Annotated in this window: 28 protein-coding genes and 1 pseudogene; 8 read left to right on the top strand and 21 right to left on the bottom strand. The window is 68.6% G+C overall.

All coding sequences use genetic code 11. The features are described 5' to 3' along the window. Window positions 1-51: 51 nt before the first annotated feature. Window positions 52-237, bottom strand: a complete 186-nt coding sequence (locus ACFV9H_RS15970; RefSeq protein ID WP_385398113.1) for a hypothetical protein — start codon at window positions 235-237, stop codon at window positions 52-54. A 104-nt stretch (window positions 238-341) separates the two neighbouring features. Next, window positions 342-1304: an SDR family NAD(P)-dependent oxidoreductase gene (locus ACFV9H_RS15965; protein ID WP_385398111.1), complete on the bottom strand. Its 963-nt coding sequence runs from the start codon at window positions 1302-1304 to the stop codon at window positions 342-344. A gap of 178 nt (window positions 1305-1482) precedes the next feature. On the opposite strand from ACFV9H_RS15965, the gene ACFV9H_RS15960 reads away from it, so the two are divergent. Both ACFV9H_RS15960 and ACFV9H_RS15955 read left to right on the top strand, forming a co-directional pair. After that, on the top strand, window positions 1483-2628 hold the full coding sequence (locus ACFV9H_RS15960; protein WP_385398109.1) for a sensor histidine kinase: 1146 nt from the start codon (window positions 1483-1485) through the stop codon (window positions 2626-2628). Then, window positions 2625-3278 (top strand): response regulator, encoded by a 654-nt coding sequence (locus ACFV9H_RS15955; RefSeq protein ID WP_385398107.1) that lies wholly within the window; start codon window positions 2625-2627, stop codon window positions 3276-3278. Before ACFV9H_RS15960 ends, ACFV9H_RS15955 begins: the two co-directional genes overlap by 4 nt. Before the next feature lie 354 nt (window positions 3279-3632). Here ACFV9H_RS15955 and ACFV9H_RS15950 read toward each other — a convergent pair whose 3' ends face one another. After that, window positions 3633-4067 carry a YdeI/OmpD-associated family protein gene (locus ACFV9H_RS15950; RefSeq protein WP_385398105.1) on the bottom strand — a complete coding sequence of 145 codons (435 nt, stop codon included), beginning with the start codon at window positions 4065-4067 and terminating at the stop codon, window positions 3633-3635. Between the two features lie 156 nt (window positions 4068-4223). Beyond that, window positions 4224-4637: a VOC family protein gene (locus ACFV9H_RS15945; protein ID WP_385398103.1), complete on the bottom strand. Its 414-nt coding sequence runs from the start codon at window positions 4635-4637 to the stop codon at window positions 4224-4226. A gap of 1096 nt (window positions 4638-5733) precedes the next feature. Between ACFV9H_RS15945 and ACFV9H_RS15940 the strand changes: the two genes are divergently transcribed. Further along, the gene (locus ACFV9H_RS15940) at window positions 5734-7242 is read left to right on the top strand and encodes a DUF4246 domain-containing protein (protein ID WP_385398101.1); all 1509 of its coding nucleotides are present in this window, start codon (window positions 5734-5736) and stop codon (window positions 7240-7242) included. A 340-nt stretch (window positions 7243-7582) separates the two neighbouring features. On the opposite strand, the gene ACFV9H_RS15935 is transcribed toward ACFV9H_RS15940, so the two are convergent. The 3 genes from ACFV9H_RS15935 to ACFV9H_RS15925 all read right to left on the bottom strand — a co-directional run bounded on the left by ACFV9H_RS15935 (window position 7583) and on the right by ACFV9H_RS15925 (window position 9372). After that, window positions 7583-8074 carry a 2'-5' RNA ligase family protein gene (locus tag ACFV9H_RS15935; RefSeq protein ID WP_385398099.1) on the bottom strand — a complete coding sequence of 164 codons (492 nt, stop codon included), beginning with the start codon at window positions 8072-8074 and terminating at the stop codon, window positions 7583-7585. A gap of 191 nt (window positions 8075-8265) precedes the next feature. Next, window positions 8266-8565, bottom strand: coding sequence for a DUF1330 domain-containing protein (locus ACFV9H_RS15930; protein WP_385398146.1), 300 nt, complete (start codon window positions 8563-8565; stop codon window positions 8266-8268). Between the two features lie 321 nt (window positions 8566-8886). Further along, window positions 8887-9372 carry an RpiB/LacA/LacB family sugar-phosphate isomerase gene (locus ACFV9H_RS15925; RefSeq protein ID WP_385398097.1) on the bottom strand — a complete coding sequence of 162 codons (486 nt, stop codon included), beginning with the start codon at window positions 9370-9372 and terminating at the stop codon, window positions 8887-8889. A 49-nt stretch (window positions 9373-9421) separates the two neighbouring features. On the opposite strand from ACFV9H_RS15925, the gene ACFV9H_RS15920 reads away from it, so the two are divergent. Both ACFV9H_RS15920 and ACFV9H_RS15915 read left to right on the top strand, forming a co-directional pair. Continuing rightward, window positions 9422-10885 carry a hypothetical protein gene (locus tag ACFV9H_RS15920; RefSeq protein WP_385398095.1) on the top strand — a complete coding sequence of 488 codons (1464 nt, stop codon included), beginning with the start codon at window positions 9422-9424 and terminating at the stop codon, window positions 10883-10885. A 139-nt stretch (window positions 10886-11024) separates the two neighbouring features. Further along, the gene (locus ACFV9H_RS15915) at window positions 11025-11585 is read left to right on the top strand and encodes a DUF6817 domain-containing protein (protein ID WP_385398093.1); all 561 of its coding nucleotides are present in this window, start codon (window positions 11025-11027) and stop codon (window positions 11583-11585) included. A 185-nt stretch (window positions 11586-11770) separates the two neighbouring features. Here ACFV9H_RS15915 and ACFV9H_RS15910 read toward each other — a convergent pair whose 3' ends face one another. From ACFV9H_RS15910 to ACFV9H_RS15860, 11 genes are all read right to left on the bottom strand, one after another. Continuing rightward, the gene (locus tag ACFV9H_RS15910) at window positions 11771-12214 is read right to left on the bottom strand and encodes a hypothetical protein (protein ID WP_385398091.1); all 444 of its coding nucleotides are present in this window, start codon (window positions 12212-12214) and stop codon (window positions 11771-11773) included. Window positions 12215-12456: 242 nt separating this feature from the next. Continuing rightward, window positions 12457-13245, bottom strand: a complete 789-nt coding sequence (locus tag ACFV9H_RS15905; RefSeq protein ID WP_385398089.1) for a methyltransferase domain-containing protein — start codon at window positions 13243-13245, stop codon at window positions 12457-12459. Next, a complete protein-coding gene (locus ACFV9H_RS15900; RefSeq protein WP_385398087.1) occupies window positions 13242-14204 on the bottom strand; it encodes a PLP-dependent cysteine synthase family protein in 963 nt (320 codons plus the stop codon). The genes ACFV9H_RS15905 and ACFV9H_RS15900 overlap by 4 nt, the downstream gene beginning before the upstream one ends. 5 nt (window positions 14205-14209) lie before the next feature. Further along, complete coding sequence (locus ACFV9H_RS15895) at window positions 14210-15217, bottom strand: serine O-acetyltransferase (RefSeq protein ID WP_385398085.1); 1008 nt, start codon at window positions 15215-15217, stop codon at window positions 14210-14212. 40 nt (window positions 15218-15257) lie between these two features. Continuing rightward, window positions 15258-16565: a peptide ligase PGM1-related protein gene (locus tag ACFV9H_RS15890; protein WP_385398083.1), complete on the bottom strand. Its 1308-nt coding sequence runs from the start codon at window positions 16563-16565 to the stop codon at window positions 15258-15260. Further along, window positions 16562-17878: an acetyl-CoA carboxylase biotin carboxylase subunit family protein gene (locus ACFV9H_RS15885; RefSeq protein WP_385398081.1), complete on the bottom strand. Its 1317-nt coding sequence runs from the start codon at window positions 17876-17878 to the stop codon at window positions 16562-16564. The genes ACFV9H_RS15890 and ACFV9H_RS15885 overlap by 4 nt, the downstream gene beginning before the upstream one ends. Before the next feature lie 12 nt (window positions 17879-17890). Further along, window positions 17891-19156: a glycine amidinotransferase gene (locus ACFV9H_RS15880; protein WP_385398079.1), complete on the bottom strand. Its 1266-nt coding sequence runs from the start codon at window positions 19154-19156 to the stop codon at window positions 17891-17893. 1 nt (window position 19157) lies between these two features. Next, a complete protein-coding gene (locus tag ACFV9H_RS15875; RefSeq protein ID WP_385398077.1) occupies window positions 19158-20459 on the bottom strand; it encodes an MFS transporter in 1302 nt (433 codons plus the stop codon). 41 nt (window positions 20460-20500) lie between these two features. Next, window positions 20501-21661 (bottom strand): cytochrome P450, encoded by a 1161-nt coding sequence (locus tag ACFV9H_RS15870; protein WP_385398075.1) that lies wholly within the window; start codon window positions 21659-21661, stop codon window positions 20501-20503. Between the two features lie 205 nt (window positions 21662-21866). Then, on the bottom strand, window positions 21867-22016 hold the full coding sequence (locus ACFV9H_RS15865) for a hypothetical protein (protein ID WP_385398073.1): 150 nt from the start codon (window positions 22014-22016) through the stop codon (window positions 21867-21869). A gap of 336 nt (window positions 22017-22352) precedes the next feature. Then, on the bottom strand, window positions 22353-23078 hold the full coding sequence (locus ACFV9H_RS15860; protein WP_385398071.1) for a hypothetical protein: 726 nt from the start codon (window positions 23076-23078) through the stop codon (window positions 22353-22355). Window positions 23079-23159: 81 nt separating this feature from the next. Here ACFV9H_RS15860 and ACFV9H_RS15855 point away from each other — a divergent pair, with 81 nt between their 5' ends. After that, complete coding sequence (locus ACFV9H_RS15855; protein ID WP_385398069.1) at window positions 23160-23450, top strand: hypothetical protein; 291 nt, start codon at window positions 23160-23162, stop codon at window positions 23448-23450. A 7-nt stretch (window positions 23451-23457) separates the two neighbouring features. Here the strand turns inward: ACFV9H_RS15855 and ACFV9H_RS15850 are convergent. From ACFV9H_RS15850 to ACFV9H_RS15840, 3 genes and pseudogenes are all read right to left on the bottom strand, one after another. After that, window positions 23458-23749, bottom strand: a pseudogene (locus ACFV9H_RS15850) (hypothetical protein); the annotation flags it as partial. A 161-nt stretch (window positions 23750-23910) separates the two neighbouring features. Next, entirely contained in the window at window positions 23911-24285 is a 375-nt protein-coding gene (locus ACFV9H_RS15845) for a hypothetical protein (protein ID WP_385398067.1), read from the bottom strand. 199 nt (window positions 24286-24484) lie between these two features. After that, complete coding sequence (locus tag ACFV9H_RS15840) at window positions 24485-24865, bottom strand: ArsR/SmtB family transcription factor (protein WP_385398065.1); 381 nt, start codon at window positions 24863-24865, stop codon at window positions 24485-24487. 116 nt (window positions 24866-24981) lie between these two features. Between ACFV9H_RS15840 and ACFV9H_RS15835 the strand changes: the two genes are divergently transcribed. Together ACFV9H_RS15835 and ACFV9H_RS15830 are read left to right on the top strand one after the other, a co-directional pair. Continuing rightward, a complete protein-coding gene (locus ACFV9H_RS15835) occupies window positions 24982-25290 on the top strand; it encodes a transposase (RefSeq protein WP_385398063.1) in 309 nt (102 codons plus the stop codon). A gap of 191 nt (window positions 25291-25481) precedes the next feature. Beyond that, window positions 25482-25661 (top strand): hypothetical protein, encoded by a 180-nt coding sequence (locus ACFV9H_RS15830; RefSeq protein ID WP_385398061.1) that lies wholly within the window; start codon window positions 25482-25484, stop codon window positions 25659-25661. Window positions 25662-25748 lie beyond the last annotated feature (87 nt).

Genomic DNA, 25748 nt, shown 5'->3' with positions numbered 1-25748 from the left:
CCGCGCGGGGCCCGCAGTCGAACCGCGGGTCGCCGCGTGGCGCGGTGGTGGTCACGTGTCGAGGTAGCCGACGGGCCCCATCGCGGGCGGCGCGGGCTCCAGCGGCCCGAAGCCCGACCTGCGGCCGCAGACCCGGGAGCCGGCCAAGCCAAGGCGGCGCGCGCAGGCCGCCGTCGACGCCCCGGCCGGTGTCGGCACGATCGCCTCGTACGCGACCGAGGTCCCGCAGCCCGCCACCGGCACCTGGGGCGCGCGGGCAAGGGCGGCGCCGCGGCGCCCAGGCCGACATCGTGCTCACCCCATTCCGATGAGTGCGCGCTCCTCCGGGGGAAGCCCCAGCCTCACGTACTGCTCGGCTGGATCATCCTCCGGCCCGCGGTGCTTCCGCCGTCCACGGTGATCGACGCACCCGTCATGTAGGGGAAGTCGTCGGACGCGAGCCCGAGCACCGCGCGCGCGATCTCCTCGGCTTCGGCCATCCGTTCGAGACCGTCGACGTTGAGCGGTCCCCAGGCCTGCTTGTACTTCGCCCAATCCGCGTCCGGGATTCCCGGCGGGCGGACGAAGGGGGTGTCGGTGGTGCCGGGCAGCAGGGAGTTGAGCCTGATTCCCTTGGGTCCGTACGCGAGGGCGGCGGACTTCACCAGGCCCTGCACCGCCCGCTTGCTTGCGGTGTACGCGGCGCCGTTCGGCCGCGCGTGTTCGGCTGCTGATGACGAGGTGCAGATGATGACGCCGCGCTGCGCCTTGAGCATGTGCGGGATCTCGTACTTGATCGCTAGGAACACTCCCCGGGCGTTGGTTGCCTGGACGTCATCCCACTCCTCGACGCTCATCTCATGGGGTAGTTTGCCGCCGCCGATGCCGGCGTTGTTGAAGGCGACGTCGATGCCGCCGTAACGGCTCGCGACTCGGTCCACGAAGCCGCGAACCTGGGCGTCCACGCGGACATCGGCCTCGATGTACGTGGCTTCGCCGCCCGCGTCCCGGATCTCGCGTTCCACCTGGCGCCCCAACTCTGCTCGTCTGCCACAGAATCCGACATGGGCTCCCTCAAGGGCGAACGCCTTCAACGCCGCCCTACCGATGCCGGATGTGCCACCCGTGATGAGCACGGACTTTCCCTGGAAGCGGCCGGCCTTGGTGCGGGACCTCGACCTGGCGCCGGTCGCATGGGCGGCGGTGCCGAAGGCCACGCTCCCCAGCCCCAGAGCGGCCGCACCACCGAGGACGGACCGCCGCCCCATGGCGGCGGATTCTGCGTCTGCGTTGGCACTCGTGGCCGTATGTGCATTGGTATCCATGCCGCTCACCCTCGCCGCCCGACCCGGGTTCCCGCTTCCCTCCACGGGCCGGACATCGCGGCCGGTGGGAGGAGGTGGCCTCCTCCCATGGCAGGACCCGGGCGCACGGGAGTCCGCCTATCGTGGGCGTGTGAACCGACCTTGGATCGAGCCTGCGTTCGACAGAAGATTCGCCGGCATGCGGATCCTGGCGCTTGCCGGCGTAATGGTCGGCTATTTCCTACTGCTGCAGCGGCCGTCCGGGGCACGAGACTGGGGCCTCGCCGCAGCCGGGCTCGTGCTGTGCCTGGCCGCGGGGAAATGGGTGTTCGGTGCGCTCCTGGCGCAGTCGGTCCTGCTCGTTGCCGCACACACGCTGGGCGCGAGCATCGTTCCTTCGTTGAAGGTGCTGGCCGCCGTCACTCTCTTCGAACTGGCGGTACAGCAGTCCGGACGCCGCCTCGCCGCCGGGGCGACGACACTGGCGCTTGCCGTCGCCGTGAACCGCTTCGAAGACCTGCCCGGCGAACTCCTGCCGGTGCTCTACAAGATGGGTATCGTCGCAGGGCTGCCGCTGCTCCTGGGCGCGTACGTACGCGTGACCCGCGACGCCGCGGTGCATGCCCGTCAACACGCGAAGCAGCAGGAACTCCGTGCCGAACAACAGCTGCTGGCCGCCCGCGCGGCGGAGCGCACCACCATCGCGCGCGAGTTGCACGACCTCGTGGCCCACCACGTCTCCTCCATGGTGCTGCGCGTCGGTGTTGCCCGGCATGTCACCGCAGCCACCAGCACCACTGACCCGCGGATCACCGACGTCCTCGACGACCTGCACGCCAGCGCCGGCGCGGCACTGTCCGATCTGCGGCGCCTGGTCGCCGTACTGCGAGCCCCGGACCGGACCGGTCCCGACACCGGCTCCCTGGTCGAGCCCGGAGCTCTGCCGGCGGCATTGGGGTCGGTGGTGGAACACAGCCGCCAGATCGGGCTGACCGTAACCGCTTCCGTGGATCCCCGCGTCGCGCGGCTCGACGCGGTACGTGGCCTCGCGGTCCTCCGCCTGGTCCAAGAGGGCCTGGCCAACGCGGCCAAGCACGGCGGGCCCGGCGCACACGCCGAGCTGGCCGTGCGCATGGCCGATGACGCCGTTCACGTGACGATCCACGACGACGGCGCCGGAAGGGCCCGGCCACCGGCCTCCGGCCCTTCCGGACACGGCTTGATCGGCATGCGTGAACGCGTGGACCTGCTCGGCGGCCGACTGAATGCGGGTCCCGCCGCTCAGGGTTGGCGACTCACGGCCGAACTTCCCGCCTTCGCATCCGACATGGAGCCCCAGCTGTGATCCGCATCCTCGTCGTCGACGACCAGCAGCTCGTCCGTATGGGACTGCGCATGCTCTTCGAGCAGGCGCAGGACATCGAGATCCTGGGCGAGGCGGACAACGGCGCGGAGGCGGTACGACTGGCCGAACGCCTGACTCCCGACGTCGTCCTCATGGACTTGAGAATGCCCGGCATGGACGGCATCACGGCCACCCGCCGCATCCTGACCGCACGCCCTGCCACCCGCGTCGTCGCCCTCACCACGTTCGACGACGACGACCATCTGTATCCGGTGCTCGCGGCCGGAGCCTGCGGTTTCCTCGTCAAGGACACCCCACCGGCCGAACTCCTGGAGGCCGTACGCCGGGCCGCCAACGGAGAGGCCCCCTTCAGCCGGGACGTCCTTGACCGCCTCGTCGCCCAGGCTCTCCAGACCCGTTCCTCCTCGGACACTCCTACGGACATCCCGGTGCCGGCCATCACCCCGCGCGAGCGAGAGGTGCTCGGACTGCTCGGCGTGGGCCTGTCCAACAAGGAGATCGCCGACCGGCTGCATCTCGGGGTCACCACGGTGAAGACGCACGTGGCCAGCCTGATGGCGAAGACGGGCCGGGACAACCGCATCCGTCTCGCTGTTCTCGCCGTCCTCACCGGCATCACGTCGAACTGAGCCGCCTCTGCTCCGAGAGCGCCGCGCCGCGCCGCGAGGGGCGCAGCCGGCCGGCCTGGGCGGCTGCGCACTCGGGATGGCCACAGAGGAAGGCCTGCGCGTACTCGGCGGCCAGTCGGTCCGCGTTCGCTGCCGTCTGTCGGCTGGGAGCGAGGGCGGGCCAGATCTGGCCGAAGGGGACCGTGACGGTGAGGCGTTCTTCGGTCGGGAGCGCATCGTCGTCTGCGTCGACGGCGGCGTAGGCCGCCCACCACTGCGCGAGCAGGCCGGCCCCACGGGCGGGAGTCGCCGTCGTTGGATCCAGAGGGCTGAGGAGCAGCGGCCAGAGGCCGGAGGTTGTGCACTTCCCGGGTTTCAGCCCCGCAGGGTGGCGATGGCCTTCTCGATGCGCCGTCGGCGCGTGTCGGGCCGCTTCGCGCTCTCGATGGCGCGTACGTGCTCCTGCCTGCGGCTATGGGCAAGGTTGTCGTATGCGGCGCGGGCGACGGGGTCGTCGTCCAGGGCTCGGGCGAAGTCCGGGGGCTCGACGACGACGCGCGGCTGGGTGTCGAGCTCGACATCGACCTCGACCTCCTCGCCGATCGCGACACCCGCGGCCTGACGGTTGGCATTGCTGAGGCCGAGCAGGTGGCGGCCTCGCATGATGGCGACCCGGCTCTTCCAGGAATGCCCGTTGACCGTGATCGTCACCGGCGGCCTCGCGCCCCCGCCGAGCGCTGCCACCACCTCGGACGGAACTTCCAGGCCCCGCACGGGCTCGGGTGGCTCGACGTGGGCCCGACACTTCATGATCTTCCTCCTGTTGTCCTGCCGGCTCACCGCGGATTCCGGCCCGCCCGGCTCCGATGGAGGCTCCCGCTTCCCACACCGGGACCATCGCCGTGTCCGGGACGGCAGCGGCACGCGCCGCGCCGTGCCCGGACGGCTGTGAGACAAAGATCGCGGCTACTCCGCGTAGGGCTGGTCGGTGCCTTGGTCGCTGTAGCCGAGGCTCCAGACATAACCGTCCGGGTCGGCGAAGGTGCCGCCGTACCCGCCCCACGGCAGAGCGCCGGCGGGGTTCAGGATCGTCGCGCCGGCCTTCTCGGCCTCCGCCATGAGCTCCTCGACCCGTGCCTCACTGCGGACGACGTAGGTCAGAACCAGCCCGCTGAAGCCGCTGCCTTCCGGGTCCGTGCCCACCTGGTCGGCCAGACCCTCGCGAGCGTAGAAGCCGACCGGCGAGGCGCCGTCCGAGTCGAAGAACACCGAGATGCCGTAGTCGTTCTTGATCTTCCAGCCGAGCCCCTCGGTGTAGAACCGCTTGGCCCGGTCCATGTCCCGGACACCGAGGAGGATTGAGCTGACGTGCGCTTTCATGCCTTACTCCTTGCACTGTAGATGGAAACGTGCCGGACATCCGGGCCAGCGCCCGGCTGTCACATCGGCGGTCAATCGGTATGACGGGACAGGGTGGAGGAATGTGACCGCTGGTTGAGCAGGACTGGCTGCGCTAGCGGTTCGCCGAGCACCAGAGCCGCTTGAAGGAACAGCCGACTCGTCCGTTGCCGCGCGCTCACCGAAGCGGTAGATCGTGGGTTTCGCGAAACGTTCCGAAGTCCCGGCCGGGCGCTTTTCCGTGACGGCGGATTCGTCGTATCGCGGGAGTGCGATCAAGATGTTAGGGAGAGAAGATCACTAGGATCAGGGCACTTCACGCCGGCCAGGGGACTGTGCGTGCCGCAGTGAAACGGGTCAGCTTTGCTGTGGCACTCGGAACCCAAACGGTCCGAAGCGAGTGGCGGCGTGTTTGTCAGTGATCGTTCCCGGCAGGCTCCTCGACTCGAAGAACAAACGGCCCCACCACCCGCTACGACGTGGGGAAAACCGTCAGACGACCCGAGAAGAGATGGTGCTCCGGCTGGAGGAGCACATCGCGGTGCTGTCGGTCGACGTGAACGATGAGGCGGTACTGATGGAGGCCCGGTGCACGATGGCCGGGGCCGACTGCGTTGGATGCAGGGGCTGGGCGGCTGGACGCCGAGCGTGTCCTGCTCAACTCATGGGACATCGCCTTCCGGTGGCCCCCGAGCCCTTTGCGGGTGTTGGCTGACCAGGCTTACGCCGCCATGAAGCGGCCCAGCTCGCGTGACTTCTGCTGAAGGGCCGCGGCCCAAGCTGCGGCCACCCCGCCCAACGGCTGGGGGTCAACCCCGACCGGGGGCCTGAAAACCCGGGGCCGGCCCGAGACCCGCGCGTGCTTGGCGAGCCTGGTGGCTGCCGCCTGCGAGGTCCACGCCGGCCACACCGGCGACAACGCCTGCGCCGCGCGGTTTCGGGGGCCGGACGTCCCTCGGTGTGCGGCCCCGGGCGGGGTGACCGCGATCGTCGTCCCAACTCGGGGGCCGCGGCTGTGGTGTCAGTGGGCCGGGCTATTCTTCCCGGCACCGCACACCGATCGTGAGGACCACCAGAAGTGACCGGCCTGTCCGCTTTTCCGCTGCCCTTCCAGACCTCCCGTTCCCCGGCGTTCGCGACGCCCCGGACGCTGCGGGAGCTGCAGATGATGCAGTGCAGCTCGCACCTGCGCGCCAAGCCCGTGTGGTTCGACAAGATGAACGACGCCGACATCGTTGCCAGGTGGACGCGGGAAGCGGTGGCACAGGGCCTGACCGAAGCGCAGGTGCGCTACGTTCTCGCCGAGCTGGGGCACTACGCCGCGTTGCGGGACGCGCGCACCGGCATCGAGGTGTCCGCGGTCGACGGGGTCTGGCAGTCGGACACCCTCGTCGACGAGCAGCTCAGGTCCCGGTTGCGTGAGGCGGTCCGGGTCCTGGAAGAGGTCCCCGAAGCGGAGCGGGACTGGCATCCCGGATCCGACGGCCAGGTGTTGGATCTCGTGCACCCCTCACTGTTCTGCCTGGTGAGGGATGTGAGCGGAGGGCCCGAGCGAGCCTGGCAGAACCCGACGAACCACTACTCGAAGTACGAGTTCTCGGAGAGGTTCCAGTGGCTGCCCACGGACGTCGACGTCAGTGACGACGGGGCCGTCACCTTCCGCTCGTACGTCAACAACGTCCACCCCGAGACGCATCGTGCACTGGCGTCCGTCCTGCCGGACTTGTTCGCGCGCCTGCGCCCGCTGTTCGAGAACGTGCTCACCGATCTGCGGCACCCGCGGCCCCTGCGGATCGAGGCCGATCCCTACGGCTGGTACGACTCGGAACCGGAGTATCCGCGCCAGTCGTCCTACAGTGACAACGCGACCTACATGGATGCCCGCGCTGCCTGGGACGAGGCCTATGAGGCCTGGTGGGAGAACCGCCGCCCGATCGTCCCGGACGCCCCGGCCTTCAGCCCGCCCGCACTGCCCGACGCCTCCGCCCGGGTCGACCTGCGCGGCCGCCGGCTCCAGGTCATCGTCAAGCTCGCCACCGTCCACCTCACCCCGGACAAGCCCGAATACCCCGGCGGTTCCTGGCACGTCGAGGGCATGTTGAACGAGCGGATCGTCTCCACCGGCATCTACTACTGGGACAACGAGAACATCACCGAGAGCCGGCTGGGATTCCGGACCGCACTCGACGACCCGCACTATGAACAGAACGACGACGCCGGGCTGCGCGAGGTCTACGGCCTTCAGGACGAAGACGCGCTGAACCAGGTGCTGGGCTCGGTACCGACCCCGTCGGGACGCTGCCTGGCGTTTCCCAACGTCCTACAGCACCGCGTGGACGCGTTCCGCCTCGCGGACGCCACCCGCCCGGGACACCGCAAGATCCTCGCGTTCTTCCTGGTCGACCCGGCGGAGCAGATCGTCTCGACCTCCGACGTACCGCCACAGCAGCCCTGGTCCGACACATCGACCATGACGCTCGAGCAGGCCAAGACCTACCGCGAGGAACTCATGAAGGAAAGGAAGTTCTTCGTCGACGAACACAACGAGCAGCTCTACGAAAGGGAGTTCTCCCTCTGCGAGCACTGAACCGTGGGTGCGGGGACCCGGTCAGGTGTGGTTGCGCAGGGTGGTTGAGTACTGCGACCCGGCGGACTGCCCTTGCTGCCACTCGTGCCCGCAGCCATCCGAGGTACGGGTTCACCTCCCCGGCGGTCGATACGGCGTGCGTGGTTGAACCTGCGCGCACAGGTCGGCGACAGCTGGTGTCGCTGATCAAGGAAACTGAGCAGTCGTCATGCTTCTGACCTGGGGTCGTGCAGGTTGTTGGTCGTGTGCGCAGTTCCACTGGTCCTCGGGATGTGACCAAGGACGGGGTGCGGCCTCGGGCTGTGGTCGCGGGCAGGGGGGAGGGGCCGGCGGGTGGTGTTCACGGCCTGTCCGGGACACCGAGCGGCGCGGTGAACCGCGACTGCCAGCCTTCCTCCGTCAGCACCACCAACTGGACCGCCGCCGCTCGGGTGCGCAGTGGCAGCAGGTTGCCGATCGCATCGCGGACATGGGCGGCAGTTGTCGGGTTGTCCGCACCCATGGCGACCGTGACATGGGCGGCGGGCCGCGCCCCGAAGCGGCCCTTGTACGGGCGCAACGCGGGCCACTGGGCTCGGAACGCATCGACGATCGGTTGGAGTCCCGGAACGGTGACGGCGACGAAGCCGGACGCCGTCACGACCTCCTCCAAGAGCAGATCGGCTGCCGGAAAACTCGCGGCCAGCGAACGCACGCCCTCCTCGTCCTGACCTGTCAGCGCCGATTGCGGCACGAACGGATAGAGCAGCGAGACGTGCGCCGGCACCCCAGGACGTACCAGAGCCGGGTCGATACGACTCGCCGCATGGAGGAGCGGGGCGGCATCGGGCAAGACGATGACGAGGGCAGCGGTCCCTGGATCTGGCACGCCGTCATCATCGCAGGCCGGTCCGCTACTGCGCCCATTGCACTCCGAGGCGGGCGAGGGCGGCGAGTTGGGCGTGGTCGAGGCGGTTGCGGCCGGCGCGTTGGCCGCTGATCCCACATGCCCGCACGGTGCTGGCACACATTCCGTGAGGGCGATCAACGGGGTTCTGCTTCTGTGACATCGCATCGCCTGTGGCTGCTGGACCAGTGGGTCGACTGACTCGCTCGGCCGGCTTCTTCTTGCAACGTGCGAGCTCGTTCGGCCGGGTGGTAGTTCGGCCCGACGCCTTCGATGAGCAGCAGGTCGCCTTCGATGTGGTCGGTGCGCAGGTGCAGGATGTTCTGGTAGGCCGGAGAGTCGTACCAGGCACGGGCTTCGGCAAGGCTGGGGAACTCGATCAGCACCATGCTGCCAGGCCAACTGCCCTCTACGACTTCGGCCGGCGGACCGTGGATGACGAAGCGGCCTGCGAAGGGGTCGAGGGTCGCCTGGTGCGCTCCAGGTACTCGATGACGTCGGAGTTATTCCGACGGCTGCGGAGATGAGCGAAGCCGTAAGCGGGCACCACGGGGCTCCTTCGTTCCGGGGGGTGAGCGATGGCCGCGAACGTAGCCGAGGTGGGTTGGGCGGTGCGATTACCCCAGACGTAATTGCCGCGAGGTCGAGGAAAACGCTTCGAGGCCGCCGCACGCACCACCGGTCTGTCTCTCACGGAATGTGTGCCAGAACCCGGGGCCCGGATCGTGAGTCAGTTGTTCACGGACCTGGGTTCCGACTCACATTCCGTGGTGCGGTCGCGCTGAGTAACCGGGTGTGGTTCTGTTGCTGTCGAGCCGTTCGACGCGCGCCACGTTCTCCCGGTCCTCGGCGTCCGAGCTCGCCTCGGCTGCGAACCAGGCGTCGAGGATCTCCTTGAGCAGCGGTTCCGAGGTCAGGCGCAGGCTGAGCGCGAGCACGTTGGCGTCGTTCCATCGGCGCGCGCCGTCCGCCGTGTAGGCGTCCGTGCACAGGGCCGCGCGTACGCCGGGAACCTTGTTCGCGGCGATCGAGGCGCCTGTACCGGTCCAGCAGCACACGACGGCCTGGTCGGCGTTCCCGGCGGCGACCTCGCGGGCGGCCGCCTCCGAGCAGGCTGCCCACTGCGGATCGTCGCCGGGGCTCAGTGCCCCGTGCGTCACCACGTCGTGTCCGCGGTCGCGCAGTTGCACGAGGAGTGCGCGAGCCACGGGTTCGTCCATGTCCGAGGAAACGGAGATCCGCATGCCTCGAGACTAACCGGCCGCGGAACGGACGGTCACCGCGAGTCGCGGAATGAGCGCCTCGGCGTTGCCGCGGTTGGTCGGGTTCGGGGACTACTATCGGGCGCATGCGGGGCCGCTCGTCGCCCTGTCGCTCCTGCGGGGCGCGGACCTGGTGGAGGCGGCGCGACTCGCCCAGGACTCGATGACAGTGGCCCGGCGGTGGATGGACCTGCTGGTTGCGAACGTGGTCGGGGCCGCGAAGGACATCAGGACCCCCGTGGTCACCGCGCAGGCGCTGCGGTCCTGGACGTGCCGGATGATCGTCGGCGGCGGCTGCGGAGCGCTCCGCCCAGCGCACGGGAGGGTGCCCGCCCTCCTGGGGAACGGCAGCACCGACGCCTTGGTGCAGGTCCGGACGGTGGTGGCGCTCGCCCCGCTGAGAGATTTGAACGAGCGCCAACTCAACGTCATTGCCTTTCGGTTGGCCGGCTGTGCGCCGGGAGCGATCGGGTACGAGCTGGGCCTGTCGATGCCGAAGGTGCACCGCACCCTGCGCCACGTCGGCATGCTGCTCGAAGCGGAGGCGGGGGTACGGCAGGCCAGAGGTGCCGAGGCGCCGGGGGCGGCCGAGGGGTCCCCGGAGGCAGACGTCGGGTTCGCGGAGCTGCTGGGCGAGCTGGTCGCCGCGCTGGATCCCGTACTCGACCTGCGGGCCGGGCTGGACGAGGTGAGCGGCTCCATTGGTGCGGACGGGATCACCGCTCGCCGCGCCCCCGTACCACCGCTGTGGAACCTCGGCCCTTCCCTCCCCGTGCCGCCCTTCGGCGCACCAGTGCTGCACTCGTTCGCCGAGCCCGCGCCATCCGGGGTACGGGCGTACGCGGCCGGCCTCGCCCGGTGCGACGCGCAGGGCCGCGAGGCTGCGCTCGGCGGGTTTCCCGCGGTCGAGCTGGCGGCCGTACGGCTCGGAGCGGTGCTCGCCCTTCAGGTGGAGCGATTCCGGCGGGAGGCCGAGAGGTCCGGGACACGGGCCACCAGGGAGGAGTTCCGGAGGGAGGACGCCCGGGCGTTCGCGGTCGCACTGGCACAGGACGCCGCGCTGGCCGCGCCGATGTTCGACGCGGTGAAGGACCTCGACGCCCCGCGCCGCGTCGGCTTCCTGGCGGCGGGCCTCGCCCATGACGACCCCTGGACGAACGAGGTCTCCTACGACGGGATCGAAGCGTCCCTCGCCCTGGCCCAATTCCGGCGCGCGGCGGTGCGGGCGGCGCTGCGCGCGTCGCACCGGCCCGGTGCGGACACCTCCCCTCAGTCCGGCGGCTCGCTCGCCGAGGCCCTCACGCAGTCCCTGAGCGACACCCACCGGATGATCCACCAGCTCGACGACCTGAACAGCGACCTCTCGCGTGCCGAGTCGACCCTGCCGGACGGCTACTACGTAGACATGACACGGAACTTCGACCTCCACGAGAGCTTCCACGCGGACCTGGCCCTCGGTATCGACGCCGTCCGGGAGGCCCTGTCACAGCACTAGCCCTCGCGGTCGAAGGCGAGCGCTTCGATGCGCGCCTGGGACCACAGGGCCACGCAGACCTGGACCGCAAGGCGTGGTCCCAGTGTCCGGATGCCGGTCCCGGCGGACGCCGGCGCGGGGACCTCGTCATGATGTGCCCATGATGCACAGCGACGACAAGCACACTGACTCTCCGGCGATTGCCCTGCTCAAGGAGTTGGGGGCCGAGACCACCAAGCACTCCGGCGGTACGCTCCTGACGCACCTGCTGCGCGTCGAGGCGCTGCTCGCCGCATGGGGCGCACGGCCCGCACTGCAGACCGCGGCCCTGTGCCACGCCTTCTACGGCACAGACGGGCTGCCTTTGAGTTTCCTGGAACTCTCCGAGCGTGCCCGCCTTGCCGAGGCGATCGGTGCGGAGGCGGAAGAGCTCGTGTATTTCTACGCCAGCTGCGACCGCAAGGCCTCCTACCCCAGCCTCGCCTCCCCGGACGAGGCGTCGGTGACCTTCCGGGACCGCTTCACCGGTGAGGAGTTCACCCCGTCCCTGCAGCAGCGCCGTGACTTCGCCGAGCTCACGGTGGCCAACGAACTGGACCTGGCCAAGGTGAACGCGTCATTCCGCGAGCGCAACGGGGCGGACCTGCTCGAGCTCTTCACGCGCTGGACTCCGCTCCTGTCGGAGGCGACCTGCCGAGAAGTGACCGCGGTCCTCGGCTGAAGGCTCGCCGAACTCCTGCCCGAGGTGGAGCGGATTCCAGGCGGCAGCCATAACGACACGCGGTCCGTCCGAAGTCGTCCGGCAGGAGGGCAGGGAATGGCAGGTGACGTCTCCGCCGCGGCCACAGGGACTGAAGAACTGCTCGTCGACCTGGAACGAGTACTGGGCACGGATTGTTCAGACTGTCACCGGAGCACGGAGGCTTCATCGTCGCTCTGTGCCTGATAGACAGTCACAATCGCGGCGACAGCGTCGACCTCGATCGGCCCGAAGATCCTCAGCCAGACCAGTTCGGGCAGATCCTCGGAACGGTCGAGACGGCCGATTGCCTCGGCGGGCCAGGGCGACGGCATCTTCGGCAGATGGATAAGGGAGATCCCGTCGATGAAGGAGGCCCCCAGCCCAGGTTCCCACGGGCGGACGGAGTAGAGGTTGGACAGTGAGATGACCACGTCAGGCTTCCACGGCCCCTCTCGCAGCCACACGTCCAGCGCGTTGTCCTTGTCGTCCTCGTTGGACTCGTCCAACGAGATGCGGTCGATGGAGTAGCTGAGGCAAGACCTCAGCGTCAGCGCCGCATTTGCGCATCGGTTCTTGAAGGCGTCGTTCGCCACGGGTTCGTCCACCACGGCATGAGACTAAGTCGAGCGGAGCGGTCCACGGTAGAGCCTTCCGGGCGCCTGACCGATGCCCTCACCGCCGCCGGAGGTCACAGCGTTGAGTTGGGCCGTCAGCGGCATCCGACTTCGTCAGCAGAAGAGGCCAGATGCCGTCGCGCCGCCGGCGGCGGAAGAGTCCGTAGATGGTCTGCTCGGAAGCCAACGTCTGTCGAGCCCTGCCAGTTGCCCCGACCGGAGGCGGCATTCCCCGCTCAGGAACGCTTCGTTGCGGTGAAGAGGTACCGGTTCAGGCTGAAGAAGTAGCCGTGGCCGAGTCCACGCAGGTCGTTTGACCAGGCGGCGACCTCGTCATCGGTCAGTCCGCCCCGCCCGACGACGTACGAGGCGACGATGTCGATCAGGCCCGCGCTGTATGTGTCGCGCCGGTAGCCGACGTTGAGCAGCGGTATGACGAGCGGTGGGGTCGTCTCGAAACCGGCACGGCGCAATGCCGGGAGAAGGGTGCGGGGGAGGTGCGGATCGGCGAGATGCCGATCCCATGCGGTGAGCACGCGGGTCATCCGTGGTCGGTCGGTGCAGTGCCACACGAGGGAGTCCCAGTCGGTGTCCAGCACCGCGACCCGCCCGCCCGGCACGAGCACCCGGTGGATCTCGGCGAGCGCGCCTGCCACGTCCGCGACGTATTCCAGGACCTGTGTCGACACCGCCACGTCGACGCTCGCATCGGCGCACGGGAGGTGATCCGCGGCCGCGGCTCGCAGGTCGACCTTGGCGCCGCCCGGCACGGCGGCCCGGGATCGAGCCAGCGCCAGCATGCTTTCGCTCACGTCGACGCCGATGACGTGACCGCGCGCGCCGACGGCCGCGGCCATCTCCTCGGTGAGCAGACCCGGTCCGCACCCGATGTCGAGCACCCGCTCGCCGGGCCGCAGCTCGAGGGTGTCGAGGAGGGTGCGGCGCTGCGCGACAACATCCGGCGTGCGGTAGGTCCGCTCGATCCTGCGTGCTGCTTCCGCGTTGAAGGTGAGCATGTCGGTCATGAGGTGCTCCTCGGGTGAGTGGTCTCGCCGGGCTCCGCGAGCTCGGCGAGATAGTCCTGGGCAGAGTCGTAGGCAAAGGTCAGAATCCGTGTGCCGGGACGGCAGGGCCGCGCAGTGGTGAGTGCGGCGACGACGTTGGCCGCGGAGGACAGACCGACCGCGATGCCTTCGACGCGCATCAGCGTCCGCATCATCGTCGCGGCCTCGTCCTCGGTGACGACGATCTCCTCGTCGATGAGCGCGACGTCGAGGTTGGCGGGCACCAGTCCGACGGCCAGACCTTGCAACCGGTGAGTGGTGAACCTGTTCTGTGTGTAGGAGCATCCTGGAGGCGCGACCGCGACGATCCGCAGATCCTGTCGGTGCCGGCGCAAAGTCCGGCCGATTCCGGTGAGATGCCCGCCGGTCCCGACACCGCCGATCATCACGTCCGGCAGCTCGCCGGAGAACGCCTCCAACACCTCGATGGCGGTGGTCCGGTCGTGCACGGCCGGGTTCGCGGGGTTGGCCTGCTGGTTGAGCAGGACCCAGTCCGGATGCTCGAACTGCAGCTCCATCGCCTTCTCGCCGTGCGAGTTTCCGCCCAGACGGTGATCGGACAACACGATCTCGGCACCGAACGCTCGAAGGAGCCGCTGCTTGGCCGGGCTGTAGTTGTCCGGGATGACGAGGACCAAGCGGTATCCGAGCGATGCGGCGACCATCGCGAGCCCGATGCCGGTGTTCCCACCGGTGGGTTCGAGGATGGTCTGCCCGGAGCCGCGGACGAGGAGCCCCTCGTGCTCGGCGGCCAGCACCATGTTGAGCGCGACCCGCGCCTTGTGGCTTCCGCCCGGGTTCAGCATCTCCAGCTTCAGGTACACGGTCCGGTCCAGGCCGGCGGTCAGCCGGCGCAGTTCGAGCAGCGGCGTCCGGCCGATGAGGTCCAGCACCGACGAGGCGATCACGGGGGTGACCATGTCCATCACCCCGCGCCGGCCCGCGACCCGGCGGACCCGGATCCGGCGTCGCGCGTTCGCCGGACACCGGCGGCGCGGGGTATCAGGATCGACGTACTGGTGCCGTCGGGCGCGGTCAGCCGGACATGTTCAGGAGGCTTGCCGGCCGGTGCGTCCAGCCCGAGCAGCAGATGCCGGTTGCCACGGTCGAGAACCGCGACGGGCGTGGCGCTGCGGCGGCGGCCGGACAGTCCCTCCACGCGGAGGCCGGAATGGGCCAGACCGCGGCCGCGCACCAGGAGGAGGCCTTCGCCGATCACTTCGATGGCGGTGATGTCGATGGTGGTTGCCCCTCGGATCTCTTGGTGGTGGTTCAACACGCTCACCCTGGCGCCTGCCGGGATGTCGCACTGCACGAGGGCATGGCAGCCGATCACGGCATCGTCACCGATCTCGATCGGGCCGAGGACGCGTGCGAACGCACCGATCTCGACTCGCGAGCCGATGGTCGGGTGTCGTCGGCCTCGCGGATTGTCCGCGATTCCCGTCGATCCCAGGACGACACCGTGCAGGACGTAGCAGTCATCGCCCAGGCGCGCGGTCTCGCCGATGACCGTCCCCATGCCGTGGTCGACGACGAATCGCCTGCCGATCGCGGCGGCGGGGTGGATTTCGACGCCCGTCTCCACCGTGGCCTGCTCGGCGACGGAGCGCGCGAGCATCCGCAGGTGACTACCGTCGGCATCGGAGCGCCGAGGCGCGGCGAGGAGCGAATGCGCCAGTCGATGGCTCAGCACGGCCCGGAAGCACCGGTAGGAACCCATGACCTCGTGCCATGAGCCGTGGGCCGCGGGATCCCGCTGGGTGAAGGCGAGCAGGTCGCCTTCCACCAGGTCGACGAGCTCCGGTGAGCACGGATTCCACGCCCCGAGCACCGAGCTGATCCGGCGCATCCACGGACGCGCGACGTCCCGCAGCGCGGCGGCCAGCGCCGCGTGCCGCTCCCGGGCCTCCGCATCGCCCATGGCGGTCATGTGGTGAAGCCGGGTCGGGGCGACCTCGCCCGGCGAACGGTTACGCCTCATCGAACAACCCCTCCAGTTCGCGTTGGTATGCCGCTTCCTCCTCCGGATCGGCGCAGACGATCACGTACAGGAACCCGCCCTTCCCGGATCCCCGCGAGACGGGCATCGTCATGAGCACGCCGCGCCGTCGATCACGGTCGAACAGGAGGCCGGCATCGGCCACGGTCTCGAGGAAGCCGGCGGTGGAGACCGGCTTCCAGGTCGCGGGGGTGAGCCGCTGACTGAGCATCGTCGTCTCGTCGGGCGTCAGGCCCGCCATGGTCTCGTAGAGGTGAGTGGACGTCGTCGTCCGGGCGTTGACCTCGGTGAAGGCGATCCGGCCGTCCCCGGTGGCCACGGCGTCGGCGCAGAGCTGACCTCGGTATCCGATGCCGTGGTAGGCACGGGCGAGGGTCTCGGCCCCGGAGACCAGCTCCAGATGTTGTGACTCGGTCAGCGAGCGCGCCGGAAACGTCTCGAAGGCAAGCCTCCGGTCGATGAAGGAAAGGTGGCCGACGCCCCCCAGCCTGACCCCTGCATCGGTCACGGCGTACTCGGCGTAGTAACTGGCGCTGGCATCGAGCAGCTGCTCGACCACGACGGCGTACCTGCCGTCCGCGGATGCCCAGTCCCACCGGTCGGTCCAGTACCGCGACACGGCGTCCTGCCGGCCGTCCAGCTCGTGCACGCTCCGACCGCCGACGTCATGGGGTGCGCGCCTGCCCGGCCGCAGGACCATCTCGTTGCCGGCCCCGGCCCCGTGGTGCGCCATCTTCACCATCACGTCGTGGCCCGCGTCCAGCAGCCAGTGGGTCGCCGCAGTCGCCTCGAGGGGGCTGCGGCACACCGACCCCGCCGCGATGGGCACGCCGCCGGCCGCGGCCAAGGCTCGGAAGGTCGCCTTGCTGTTGGCCAGCTCACCGCCGCCCTGGGCGATGAAGTCGGCTCCCGGCAGGCCGTCCCGGATGCCGAGCTGTGATGCGAACTCGCTCAACTGGGGGGACGGGAACAGGCTGAACACCTCGGTGACGCAGGCGACGTCCGGGGCGATCGAGTCGAGGAACCGCCGGTCGAACAGCGCGAGGAAGTCGATCCGTCGCCTGCCGTGCAGGCCCTCGGGACACACACGGACTTCCACCCTGGACATGTCGGCGCCTTTGACCCTGCCGACGTGCTGGACGAAGGCCGGATCGGGCGTGTCGGAGACGAGGACGAGATCGCCTTCCTCCGCGAACCAGAACACGCGTTGCGCCCAGGCTCGAGGGTCCGGTCGGAGGAAGAGCGTGTCGTCGATGTCATTGGCAATCAAGAGTTTCATCGCATTCCCATCGCCGGTGCCCGGTGGGTGAGGCGGAGGGGCGCGCCGACCGACGCGACCTCGTTCCCGGGCCGGAGTGCGGCGCGGCCGCGCTCGTCGTGGATCGCTCGTACGCGGGCCACGACCTCGGCCATGACGTCCCGGCACTCGGCTTCGTCCGCCGCGGCGACGGTCGCATAGCCGATCCCGGCGGACGAGGTCTCGGACATGTCCCGCATCGGCACGCCCAGGGGCACGAGAACGACGCCGTCGACCCCCGGCACGGCCTTGATGTCGGCCTCGTGCACGGTGTTCGGGAACCCGGCCACCGAGGGCAGGTGAACCCATCCGTGGACCTGGTCCGGCGACGCCTTGAGCGTTTCCACCTCGTCCCCGGTGAACAGCTGCGTGGCGGCGGCGAACAGGTCGAGGCCCATCGTCTTCTCAGCCACCGTCCACAACCCGCTGCCGCCGGGTCGGCACGCGAGTTCGTTGGCGACGAACCCGCCCGGCTGGCCGAACGCCTCGCAGTGGAAGACACCGGTCTCCAGTCCGAGCGCCTTGAGCGCGCGCGTCGCGAACTCGTTCGCGGCGGCGTACGCGCCGGGATGCCTGGCGGGTGGCAGGCCCATCGAACGGGTCGGCTCGCCCCACTTGGTACACAGCAATGGTTCGCCGTACCGGGAGACCATCAACCTGTCGATCGACCCGTTCCGGACGATGCCGTCGAAGTGCCATTCCGGGCCGTCGATGAACTCCTCGACGAGGAGCCTGCGCAGCTGAGGGTTGTGCCGCGCGACCCGCACGATGTCGTGGGCGCTCTCCGCGACGGACACCGACTCCGCGCCGCCGGCGGCCGTGGGCTTGATGACGACCGGGAACTCGAGGCCGGCCGTGGCCAGCAGCGTGTCCACGGCGTCGACGGACTGCGCCGCCGCCTCCGGAAGGACCACGGACTTCGCCGTCGGTACGCCTGCCTCGCGCCACTTGGTCTTCTGCAGGGCCTTGTCCCGGCAGGCGAGTGCGACGTCGGGGTCCAGGGCAATGGCCCCCAGCTGCTTGCCGAGGATGGCGGAACCGACGACGCCGTACTCGTTGGTCGTCAGCACGGCGTCCACTCCCGGTATCGGTCCGAGGTGGTGCAGGGCCGACCACAGAGCCTCCACATGACGGTAGGAATCGACCGCGCAGGCGCGGGTCGCGAGTTCCCTGAGACCGGGGGTGCGGTACATCCGGTCCCCGTCCGCCGCCTCGTACAGGACCGTGATCTCGTGGCCACCGCGGTGGAGCCCGCGGATCGCCTTGGGATGGGCGCCTATGTGCAGAACGTGCATGGTCTTCCTCCGTCAAGAGTGGGTGATCGGGCCGCGGGGAATTCCGAAGCCCGGGTCGGTGCCGGGTGCGCGCCGCCGGGTGCGATCCGGAACGGTGAAGTACTCCTGGCACTCACCGGTCCGGCGGATGTCCCAGGTCGCGCAGTGCAGCGAGCCGCCGAACTCGTAGACGTTGCGGAACGGGACCGTGAGGACCTCGAACCCCAACCCGCGCAGCAGCTCGTGCAGGTTCTTCTCGCTCGCTTCGCAGATGACCACGTCGGGAGCGACGCTCAGCAGGTTCATCGACAGCCATTTGGAGGACTGGCAGTAGCGGGGCATCTCGTCATTGCCGTACGCCGGCGTCGGCGCGTCGACGAGTCGCCATCCGTTGTGTACGAAGAACTCCCGCTCATCGGCCTTGAGCGGCCGGTCCGGGTTCGTGAGCACCAGGCCCGGTCGCAGCGGGACGAACGTGCAGTCGATGTGGGAGGGAAAGAAATCGAGCGGGAAATGCAGGGCATGGACGCGCAAGCCGCGCGGTTCGAGTTCTCTGCGCAGCCAGCGGATACCCATCCGGTTGGTCGTCATGGATTCCTGCACGAAGATGTCGCGGCCCGCTCTGGTGATATCGGCCGCATCGAAGATCACTTCGTCCTGCGTGACGCAGAACTCGAAGTCGTGCATCCTCGCGTGCCGCTCATCCAGGGTCAATTCCCAGAATTCCGGGCGGTACATCGTGTCGCTCATGGAAGGCTTCGGCGCCGCGGTCCACACCACGCGCTCGTCGGCGGTCCAGTATCGGTAGACGAGGCTCCGGTAGGGCATGTACTCGAAGAACCTGGCTCTCCGCGACATCGTGGCCTCGATGATCTGGCTTCCCACCGTGATGAGGACGTCGCGCGGACAAACGGAGCAGTACTGGTTCGCGACCTCGAAGGACGGCGTCTTCACGGCTGTCGTGAAATCACCGGCGTCAGGACGGCGAACGGTCACCCCGAGCGTGCGCAGGAGCTCGGCAAGCCCTTCGAGCTCCTCGTTCGCTCGGGCCACCACGTCGGGCGACTTCGGCCCGGTGGGAAAGCTCTGCCCGCTGGGGCTCCCGCGGAGTTGGGGGCGGTACCCGGATTCGGTCGGTTCGAAGCAGGCCCCGTCCGCGCGGCCGACGAGGATCTCCTCGAGCTGGTCCCATTCGTTCCACGAATTGACGATCGGGCCGGCGGGCGCGTCCGGTCGGGGCACCCTCGACGCGTCGGCGTCGATGTTCGCCTGCTGTTGCGAAAAGATCTCCAAAGTCATGTCAGTCCCTCTCCGAGTCGGTAAATGCCTTGATTTCGGACGGCTCCCCGGCGCATTCCTCGGTGGTCGCGCGGACCGAGGACTCGGATTCCCACCGGGTGAATTTCGGCAGGGCAACGACCAGCACCGCTGCCGCGAGAACGGATGTCGCGCCGCCGATGACGGCGGACAGGCCGGGTGAGGTGATCGCGCCGAGCGCGCCGGCACGCATTCCGCCGAGCTGTGGGCCTCCGGCGCCCACGACGAACTCGACCGCGCTCACCCTGCTCCGGTAGTTGTCGTCCACCGTGGTCTGGACGATCGTCGTGAGGAAGACGACGCTGATGACGTCCGCCGTACCCGCGACGACCAGGAGCCCGATCGCGAGTGCCGGAACCTGGACCAGCCCGAAGACCGCGATGCAGGTCCCCCATGCGCCGCCCGCGAGGAGCATGCCCCGGCCCTTGTGGGCGACTCGACCCGCCCGCCCGGAGCACAGCGATCCCAGGACGCCTCCGACGGCCGGCGCCGCCATCAGCATGCCGAGCGTCTGGGCGTCTCCGCCCAGATTCAGATCGTTGATCGCCGGAAGCAGCGGCGTCGGGGTCGCGAGGAGCGTCAGGCTGAGATCTGCGAGGAACGCACCCTTGAGGACGTCATTCGCGCGGACGTAGCGCAGGGCGCCGACGATCGCCTTGGCACCGGGGCGGGCGATCGATCCTTGTGGCGGCATGGCGGGGAGTTTCGCGACGACGTAGATCGCGGCGATGAAACTGAGAGCGTCCACGGCGTAACACGCCTGCAGTCCCCAGACGCCGGCGACCGCACCGGCGAGGATCGGGCCCGCGATCCCGGCGAAATGCATGGTGAGCATGGTGAGGGCGGCCCCTGCCGGGATCTGGTCCTTGGGCAGCAGGTGCGCCATGAAGGTCCGTTTGGCCGGGACGCTGATGGCACCGAGGGTCGACTGGGCGATGCAGAGGAGATACAGCAGCCAGAGCCGGTCGTTTCCGGCGATGGCCTGCACGGCGAATGCCAGCGACACAGCCACCTGGCCGCTGCCTGCGAAAAGGACGATCTTCCTGCGGTCGTACGTGTCGCCGAGCGTGCCTCCGACGAGCGCCATGGACAGCGTGGGAATCACGGTGCACAAACCGATGACGCCGACCGCCAGAGTGCTTTTCGTGAGCAGATAGACCTGGAGTGCCACGGCGAATACGGTCATCTGTCCGCCAACGCCGGAAACGGCTTGACCGATCCAGAGCAGGCGGAATGCCGGCGAATTCCGCAGTGGCGTCACGTCGAGCATCAGCTTGCCGGCCATGTCGTCCGGATCCTTCCTCGCTTGTGAATACCTGCCTGATGTCAACAGAGAAATCTCACGGGCAGCGCTTCCAGATTGCGAAGCGTCGCGGAGCGCATGTATCTGGGCTCGCCTGCCAAGGTCAATGCCGACGGCCGCTCGTTCAGGAAGTCGATGAGTTCGTACAGCCAGTCCGTTGCGAGTTGCGCGCCGGCGCAGATGTGCGGACCCCATCCGAATCCCAGATGCTGGTTGGGTGAACGGTCGAGAATGAGCTCATCCGGCCGGTCGAAGTACTCCGGATCCCGGTTGGCGGCGGCGAAAAGGGTCACGACGGCCTCACCCCGCTCGATCGTGGTATCGCCGATCCTCGTGCGCTCAGTGGCCACCCGGCTCGTGCCCTGGGCCGGGCTGCAGAAGCGGATCAGCTCCGCCACCCCCGTGGGCATCAGGCTGCGCTCGCGCAGCTGATCGAGCACGTGTGGACGCTCCAGCAGAGCCAGGACGACGGCTCCGGTCGAGGCATAGACCGTGCTGTAACTGGCGTTGAAGACCGCACTCACCGTGTTCCGGACGTATGCGTCCGGCATCGACTTCGTGTGTGGACTCTCCCGAAGGCTCGCGATCATTCCCGGAAGCCGGGTCTTCTCGAACCACGCCTTCATCATCGCGTGGAGTTCGAGTCCCACTTTCTCCCCGGGCTTCGCATGGCTCGGGTCGAGCCCGCTGTCCATCCGCCGGGTCAGCCCTTCGAAGATCCTCACGTACGCGTCCAGCGCCGGCGGTTCCACACCGACCAGGTCACAGGTGATCTGCAGGGCGAGCGGGGCCGCGACCTCGCTCATGAGGTCGAACTCCTCGTGACCGCCGAGCCGTTCGAAATGTCCCTCGAGATCGGGCCGGGCACGTCGGCAGATGTCCCTCGTGTCCGGTGCCCGCATGGCGTTGACGACGAGAGCGCGCAGCTTCGCCTGCTCCGGCGGGTCCTGGTACTGGATGTTCAGCCGCTCTTCGGGAACGTCGGCGCCGACTCGGCGCAGGTCCCGGGCCCACAACCCGTGGTTGCGCAGCACGTCTCGACAGTCGAAATATCGAGTGAGCACCCAGGACTGCATCTGCTCGTGCCAGAACACCGGCGCATGCGCGCGCAATTCGGCATAGACCGGATACGGGTCGACAATCGTCGACCAGTCCAACGGGTTGTAGCTGATGGATGTCGTCATTGGCCTTCGTTCCTGTTTTCGGTCACGGCGGATCATGTGTGAAGTGAAGTGAAGTGAAGTGAAGTGAAGTGAGGTCGGGCCCGGCATCTCCCGGGCCCGACCTGCTTGAGCTAAAGACAGTGGTCATACCGCATGGCGACCCCTCCTCTCCCTGTGGGAAACATCGGCCGCGGACTCGGCGGCCGGGGCACAGGAGGCCCCGGTGCTAACGTGCGCGACAGGCGACGGACGGAATCGCCTTGGTGTGTACCGTCGGCGACGCGAAGGCCGTGGCCGGGACCACCGCGAAGACGCCGGCCAGAGCCAGCGTGGCCGTGGCGGCCGACAGGCGACGTGTCCAGAAATGCCCGTTCATCGGATCCTCCCTCAAGTTTTGCGGGTTCTATTCTGTGTCCCGCGGAATGAGGTGAAAGCTCGGCCCCGTATTTCAATATGGGTAGGGGTTGGGTGAGGCCGTGCTTCAAATAAACCCGACCGGGCAAGACGCGGCATGTCACTGGAGAACGTGACTTGACGTCCTTGCGTAATCTCGGTAAAAGCCATGGCGGCGGCGCCATGTCGGGAACCGCAAGTGACCGACGTGTCACTGTCCGATCACAAAGGTGGACGGCACGGGGTCAAGCGGGACGTGAGTGTCGCCTCGTCCCGCGGCGCAACCATCAAGGGTGGTTCGGATTCCCGTATCGGCTGCTTACTTGGCCTTCTTCGGCCAGTCGAAGCTGCTGGGCACGTCGACCTTCAGGCCTGCCGGTCCGTATATGAGCGCGATCTCGTCGTGGTCCCGGAGCTCGATCGCGGCCGGGTTGCCGGGGCGCTCCTTGCCGTTCACGTAGGCGTGGAATTCGTTGGCGCTGTCGGCCTTGAGCCCGCCGATGGAGTCCTGGGTGAGGGCGACGTCCCATTCGGTCATGAACTGGCCGAGGGTGAAGACGGCCTTGACCGGGGACTCGACGTGGATCACCCCGTTCTCCGCGTGTGTGTGCAGCGGGCTGATCAGCTTCGCGTTCCGGTCGATGCCGATGTTCCCGGGGACGGTGACCGGTTTGCCGTTCACGATGACGTCCAGGTGGGTGTGGATGTGCTCGACCTGGCCTTCCTCGCCCAGCATCCGCAGCCCGGCTGCCGCGACCCGCGCGGAAGCATCGCTCGGCGCGGCCCACGGCGGTTCGGTAGTACGGCCCGAGGCGGTCTTCATCGGAGTGGCCGGTATGCCGGCCTCGGGAGCCGTGGAACGGGGCGGCCCGCCGCTTGTGGAGAGCGCCGCGATCGTGAGCCCGGCGATGACCATGGCCACCACGATGCCCACGATCAGTGTGAACCGCAGTCGGCGGTGGCGTTCGGCACGCGCCTGCTCACGCAGCGCGGCAGCGCGGTCACTGCGGCCCTGCGGCGATCTCCTGTCGGGCGTGGAAGGCATGAGACGGTCACTGTTCCTCGGCAGTCGGGCGACCACACTCGCGCACAAGCCGGACAATCAGACGAGCCCCACCTCAAGGCTATGCGTCGGCCACACGTGGCGCCCCTCGGCGGCCGCCTTGATCTCGCCGACCTGCTGCCGCTGCTGCCCAAGCTGTGCACCAAGGTTCTCGGCCCCACCGGTACGACGTGCACCCTGGTCGGCGACCGGCGGGTGGACAAGCCCTTCTTCCACCATGGCGATCTGACGGTGACGGGCAATCCGGACATCGAGGCCCCCTTCGTACTCACGGGCTCGCTGTCGGTCGAAGGTGCACTGAACGACACGGATCACCGCAAGAACTCCAGCGACCCAAGCCCCGGCGACCAGTAGGAACTTCTCAACCGCAGGAGGACTCATCCGGACCCGACACTGAGCGGCGGAGTACCCAACCGAAGGTGCTGGGCAGCCAGCTGGTGGCGCCCACCACTTCGCACGCTATGTCGACCACGGAACGTCCGTCGGTTGCCACTCGCACCGTGTCCAGGGGTGCGACCGGTCAGCCGCTCACGCGCGGTGGCATCGGAGGCGGTGAGCACAACCCGCAGGATCCTGACATTCGCACCCATGGCGCGCTGGAACATGCCGTCGTTCTCGGCCAGAACGCTCACAGTGTGCGTGTAGATCAAGCGGCCCTGCCACCGAGTAGTCGACCCGGCGGCCGGCGCCGCCTGCGCCGACACGATGGTGCCGGCGCCCTGGCGGCATCCTCGGGAGCTTGCAGACTGCCAGACATGCCAATGTCGATAGTTGCGAAAAATTGCAACTTTTGGGTGTGAAAAAGGAGCCGCTGTCAGATTTCGAGTTCGGCTTCGATGCGCCGGAGCTGGTGGCGGGCCATGGCCAGGTTGGCGTTGCGCTTGTCGAGGACGAGGTAGAGGAACAGGCTTTCCTTGCCGCGTCCGGAGCACAGGAGGATGAGGTGGTACTGGCTGCCCAGGGTGATCAGGACGTCTTCGATGGTGTCGGTGAGTCCGAGGTGTTCCATGGTGCGGACTTTGGCGCGGATGACGTCGGTGTTACCGGCCGCGGCGACGTTGAGGTCGAGGTCGCGTCCGCCGCCGGCGGTCCCGAGCGCCATTCCGCTGCTGTAGTCGACCACTGCGGCTCCGAGGGTTCCCTCGACGCTGGTCATGATGTCCTTGAGGGCGGTTTCCACGTTGGCCATGATGTCGCCTTCCGGTGCGTTTGGATGCGCGCTGCGTGCGGGCTGTCACCGGGACGCTACCGATTGTCTGGCCCCGCCCGTGGAGGATTCGGCAACTTCGGGTGGGACTGGCGTGATCCGGATGGAGGGCACGGGGCGGGCAGGCGACCGCAGCGCCGGAGGGAGCGGGCTGCCGCGCTGGTGACCCGTGCGGGGCGCGTTATCGCTGTGGGCGGGCGGTGAGGTCGGCCAACAGGTTGGCCTGGCCCTGCAGGACGCCGGTGAGGATGCTGCGGGCCACGCGCAGGAGTTCGGCGACTTCATCGCTGGCAAGGCGGTAGTGGACGCTGACGCCTTCGCGCCGGGTGTGGACGAGGTTGGCTTTGCGGAGCACGGCGAGTTGCTGGGACAAGGCTGCGGCTTCCACGCCGACCTCGGTGAGCAGTTCTGAGACGGCGTGTTCGCGTTGGCTGAGGAGTTCCAGGACGCGGATGCGTACCGGGTGTCCGAGGGTCTTGAAGAACTCGGACTTCAGCTGGTAGAGGGGAGTGCTGACCTCTGGGGTCTCGTCATCCTTCGCATTGCTGGCGCGTCCTGGCACGGCGTAGGCCCATCTGGCGTCTGGCGGCTATCGGGCGTCTGCCGCGCTGTGACCACCACGATTGCAGATTTCCGCAAGTTGCGGACAGTCGCTCGGATATCCGGGAATCAGGCCGGATGTTGTCCGTTTCCGCCGCGCTCGAGGCTGTGGCATTGACTGGTAGCCGCTGCTGCCCCGGCCTGTGCTGGGGCGGGCACGACCGGACGGTCCTCAACGGGATCGTCTGGAAGTTCCGCACCGGGGTCGCCTGGCGGGACGTGCCCGAGCGATACGGGTCGTGGTCGTGGAGCAGCCTCCACATCCGATTCCGCCGGTGGGCGGCGGACGGGGCCTTCGAGCGGATGCTCCAGTGGTGTCCGGTGCCCGCGCTTCACCGAGCACGGCGGAGGTGGACTGGGGAAAGACGAACAGGGACAGGGTCCTGAGCCCTCACCCATAGGACCCGCCCCACTCCGCGGAGGGCGTCGCCCCGGTGGCGCTGGTGCGGCCTGATGTGGACTGGCGGGCGGTCTACGGGACGGGTCCGGGCCGGCACGCTTTGCGCGCCGCCGTCGTCAACTGACGCCGGCGCCTGCCCGGTTTCCCGGACCCGGTGGGCGGTACGGAGGCGAGCCCGGTGTTCGACCGGCGGGCGGTGGTCACGTGGCTGCTCGCGCACGGCAAGATCGCTGCGCCCGGCGTGCCGCGCGCGGCGACGCTCGGCTGGGTGGTGGAGGCCGACGCCGCCGCGCCGGCGGAGATGGGGGAGGGGGCAACCCGGAGGCGCCCGAATCAACGGCAGCCCGGCAGATCGTGACCCACTTCGTGGTGCTCCCGCCGACCCCGTGAAGACGGGCGGAGAGGCAACGCAGCTTCCCCGGACCTGATGCGCTCCGGTGCCATC

Origin of the sequence: Streptomyces sp. NPDC059874 (assembly GCF_042731135.1) — a bacterium.
Taxonomy (GTDB): Bacteria; Actinomycetota; Actinomycetes; order Streptomycetales; family Streptomycetaceae; genus Streptomyces.
Note: the sequence above shows the minus strand (reverse complement) of the source record. Positions and strands in the feature narration are given on the sequence as shown.

What these genes read in the sequence shown, in the direction of transcription:
- ACFV9H_RS15965 (WP_385398111.1), bottom strand. Translation starts at nt 1,304, where the DNA reads ATGGATACCAATGCACATACGGCCACGAGTGCCAACGCAGACGCAGAA.
- ACFV9H_RS15960 (WP_385398109.1), top strand. Translation starts at nt 1,483, where the DNA reads ATGCGGATCCTGGCGCTTGCCGGCGTAATGGTCGGCTATTTCCTACTG.
- ACFV9H_RS15950 (WP_385398105.1), bottom strand. Translation starts at nt 4,067, where the DNA reads ATGAAGTGTCGGGCCCACGTCGAGCCACCCGAGCCCGTGCGGGGCCTG.
- ACFV9H_RS15945 (WP_385398103.1), bottom strand. Translation starts at nt 4,637, where the DNA reads ATGAAAGCGCACGTCAGCTCAATCCTCCTCGGTGTCCGGGACATGGAC.
- ACFV9H_RS15925 (WP_385398097.1), bottom strand. Translation starts at nt 9,372, where the DNA reads ATGCGGATCTCCGTTTCCTCGGACATGGACGAACCCGTGGCTCGCGCA.
- ACFV9H_RS15920 (WP_385398095.1), top strand. Translation starts at nt 9,422, where the DNA reads ATGAGCGCCTCGGCGTTGCCGCGGTTGGTCGGGTTCGGGGACTACTAT.
- ACFV9H_RS15915 (WP_385398093.1), top strand. Translation starts at nt 11,025, where the DNA reads ATGATGCACAGCGACGACAAGCACACTGACTCTCCGGCGATTGCCCTG.
- ACFV9H_RS15905 (WP_385398089.1), bottom strand. Translation starts at nt 13,245, where the DNA reads ATGACCGACATGCTCACCTTCAACGCGGAAGCAGCACGCAGGATCGAG.
- ACFV9H_RS15900 (WP_385398087.1), bottom strand. Translation starts at nt 14,204, where the DNA reads ATGGTCACCCCCGTGATCGCCTCGTCGGTGCTGGACCTCATCGGCCGG.
- ACFV9H_RS15895 (WP_385398085.1), bottom strand. Translation starts at nt 15,217, where the DNA reads ATGACCGCCATGGGCGATGCGGAGGCCCGGGAGCGGCACGCGGCGCTG.
- ACFV9H_RS15890 (WP_385398083.1), bottom strand. Translation starts at nt 16,565, where the DNA reads ATGAAACTCTTGATTGCCAATGACATCGACGACACGCTCTTCCTCCGA.
- ACFV9H_RS15885 (WP_385398081.1), bottom strand. Translation starts at nt 17,878, where the DNA reads ATGCACGTTCTGCACATAGGCGCCCATCCCAAGGCGATCCGCGGGCTC.
- ACFV9H_RS15880 (WP_385398079.1), bottom strand. Translation starts at nt 19,156, where the DNA reads ATGACTTTGGAGATCTTTTCGCAACAGCAGGCGAACATCGACGCCGAC.
- ACFV9H_RS15875 (WP_385398077.1), bottom strand. Translation starts at nt 20,459, where the DNA reads ATGGCCGGCAAGCTGATGCTCGACGTGACGCCACTGCGGAATTCGCCG.
- ACFV9H_RS15870 (WP_385398075.1), bottom strand. Translation starts at nt 21,661, where the DNA reads ATGACGACATCCATCAGCTACAACCCGTTGGACTGGTCGACGATTGTC.
- ACFV9H_RS15865 (WP_385398073.1), bottom strand. Translation starts at nt 22,016, where the DNA reads ATGAACGGGCATTTCTGGACACGTCGCCTGTCGGCCGCCACGGCCACG.
- ACFV9H_RS15860 (WP_385398071.1), bottom strand. Translation starts at nt 23,078, where the DNA reads ATGCCTTCCACGCCCGACAGGAGATCGCCGCAGGGCCGCAGTGACCGC.
- ACFV9H_RS15855 (WP_385398069.1), top strand. Translation starts at nt 23,160, where the DNA reads ATGCGTCGGCCACACGTGGCGCCCCTCGGCGGCCGCCTTGATCTCGCC.
- ACFV9H_RS15845 (WP_385398067.1), bottom strand. Translation starts at nt 24,285, where the DNA reads ATGGCCAACGTGGAAACCGCCCTCAAGGACATCATGACCAGCGTCGAG.
- ACFV9H_RS15835 (WP_385398063.1), top strand. Translation starts at nt 24,982, where the DNA reads ATGTTGTCCGTTTCCGCCGCGCTCGAGGCTGTGGCATTGACTGGTAGC.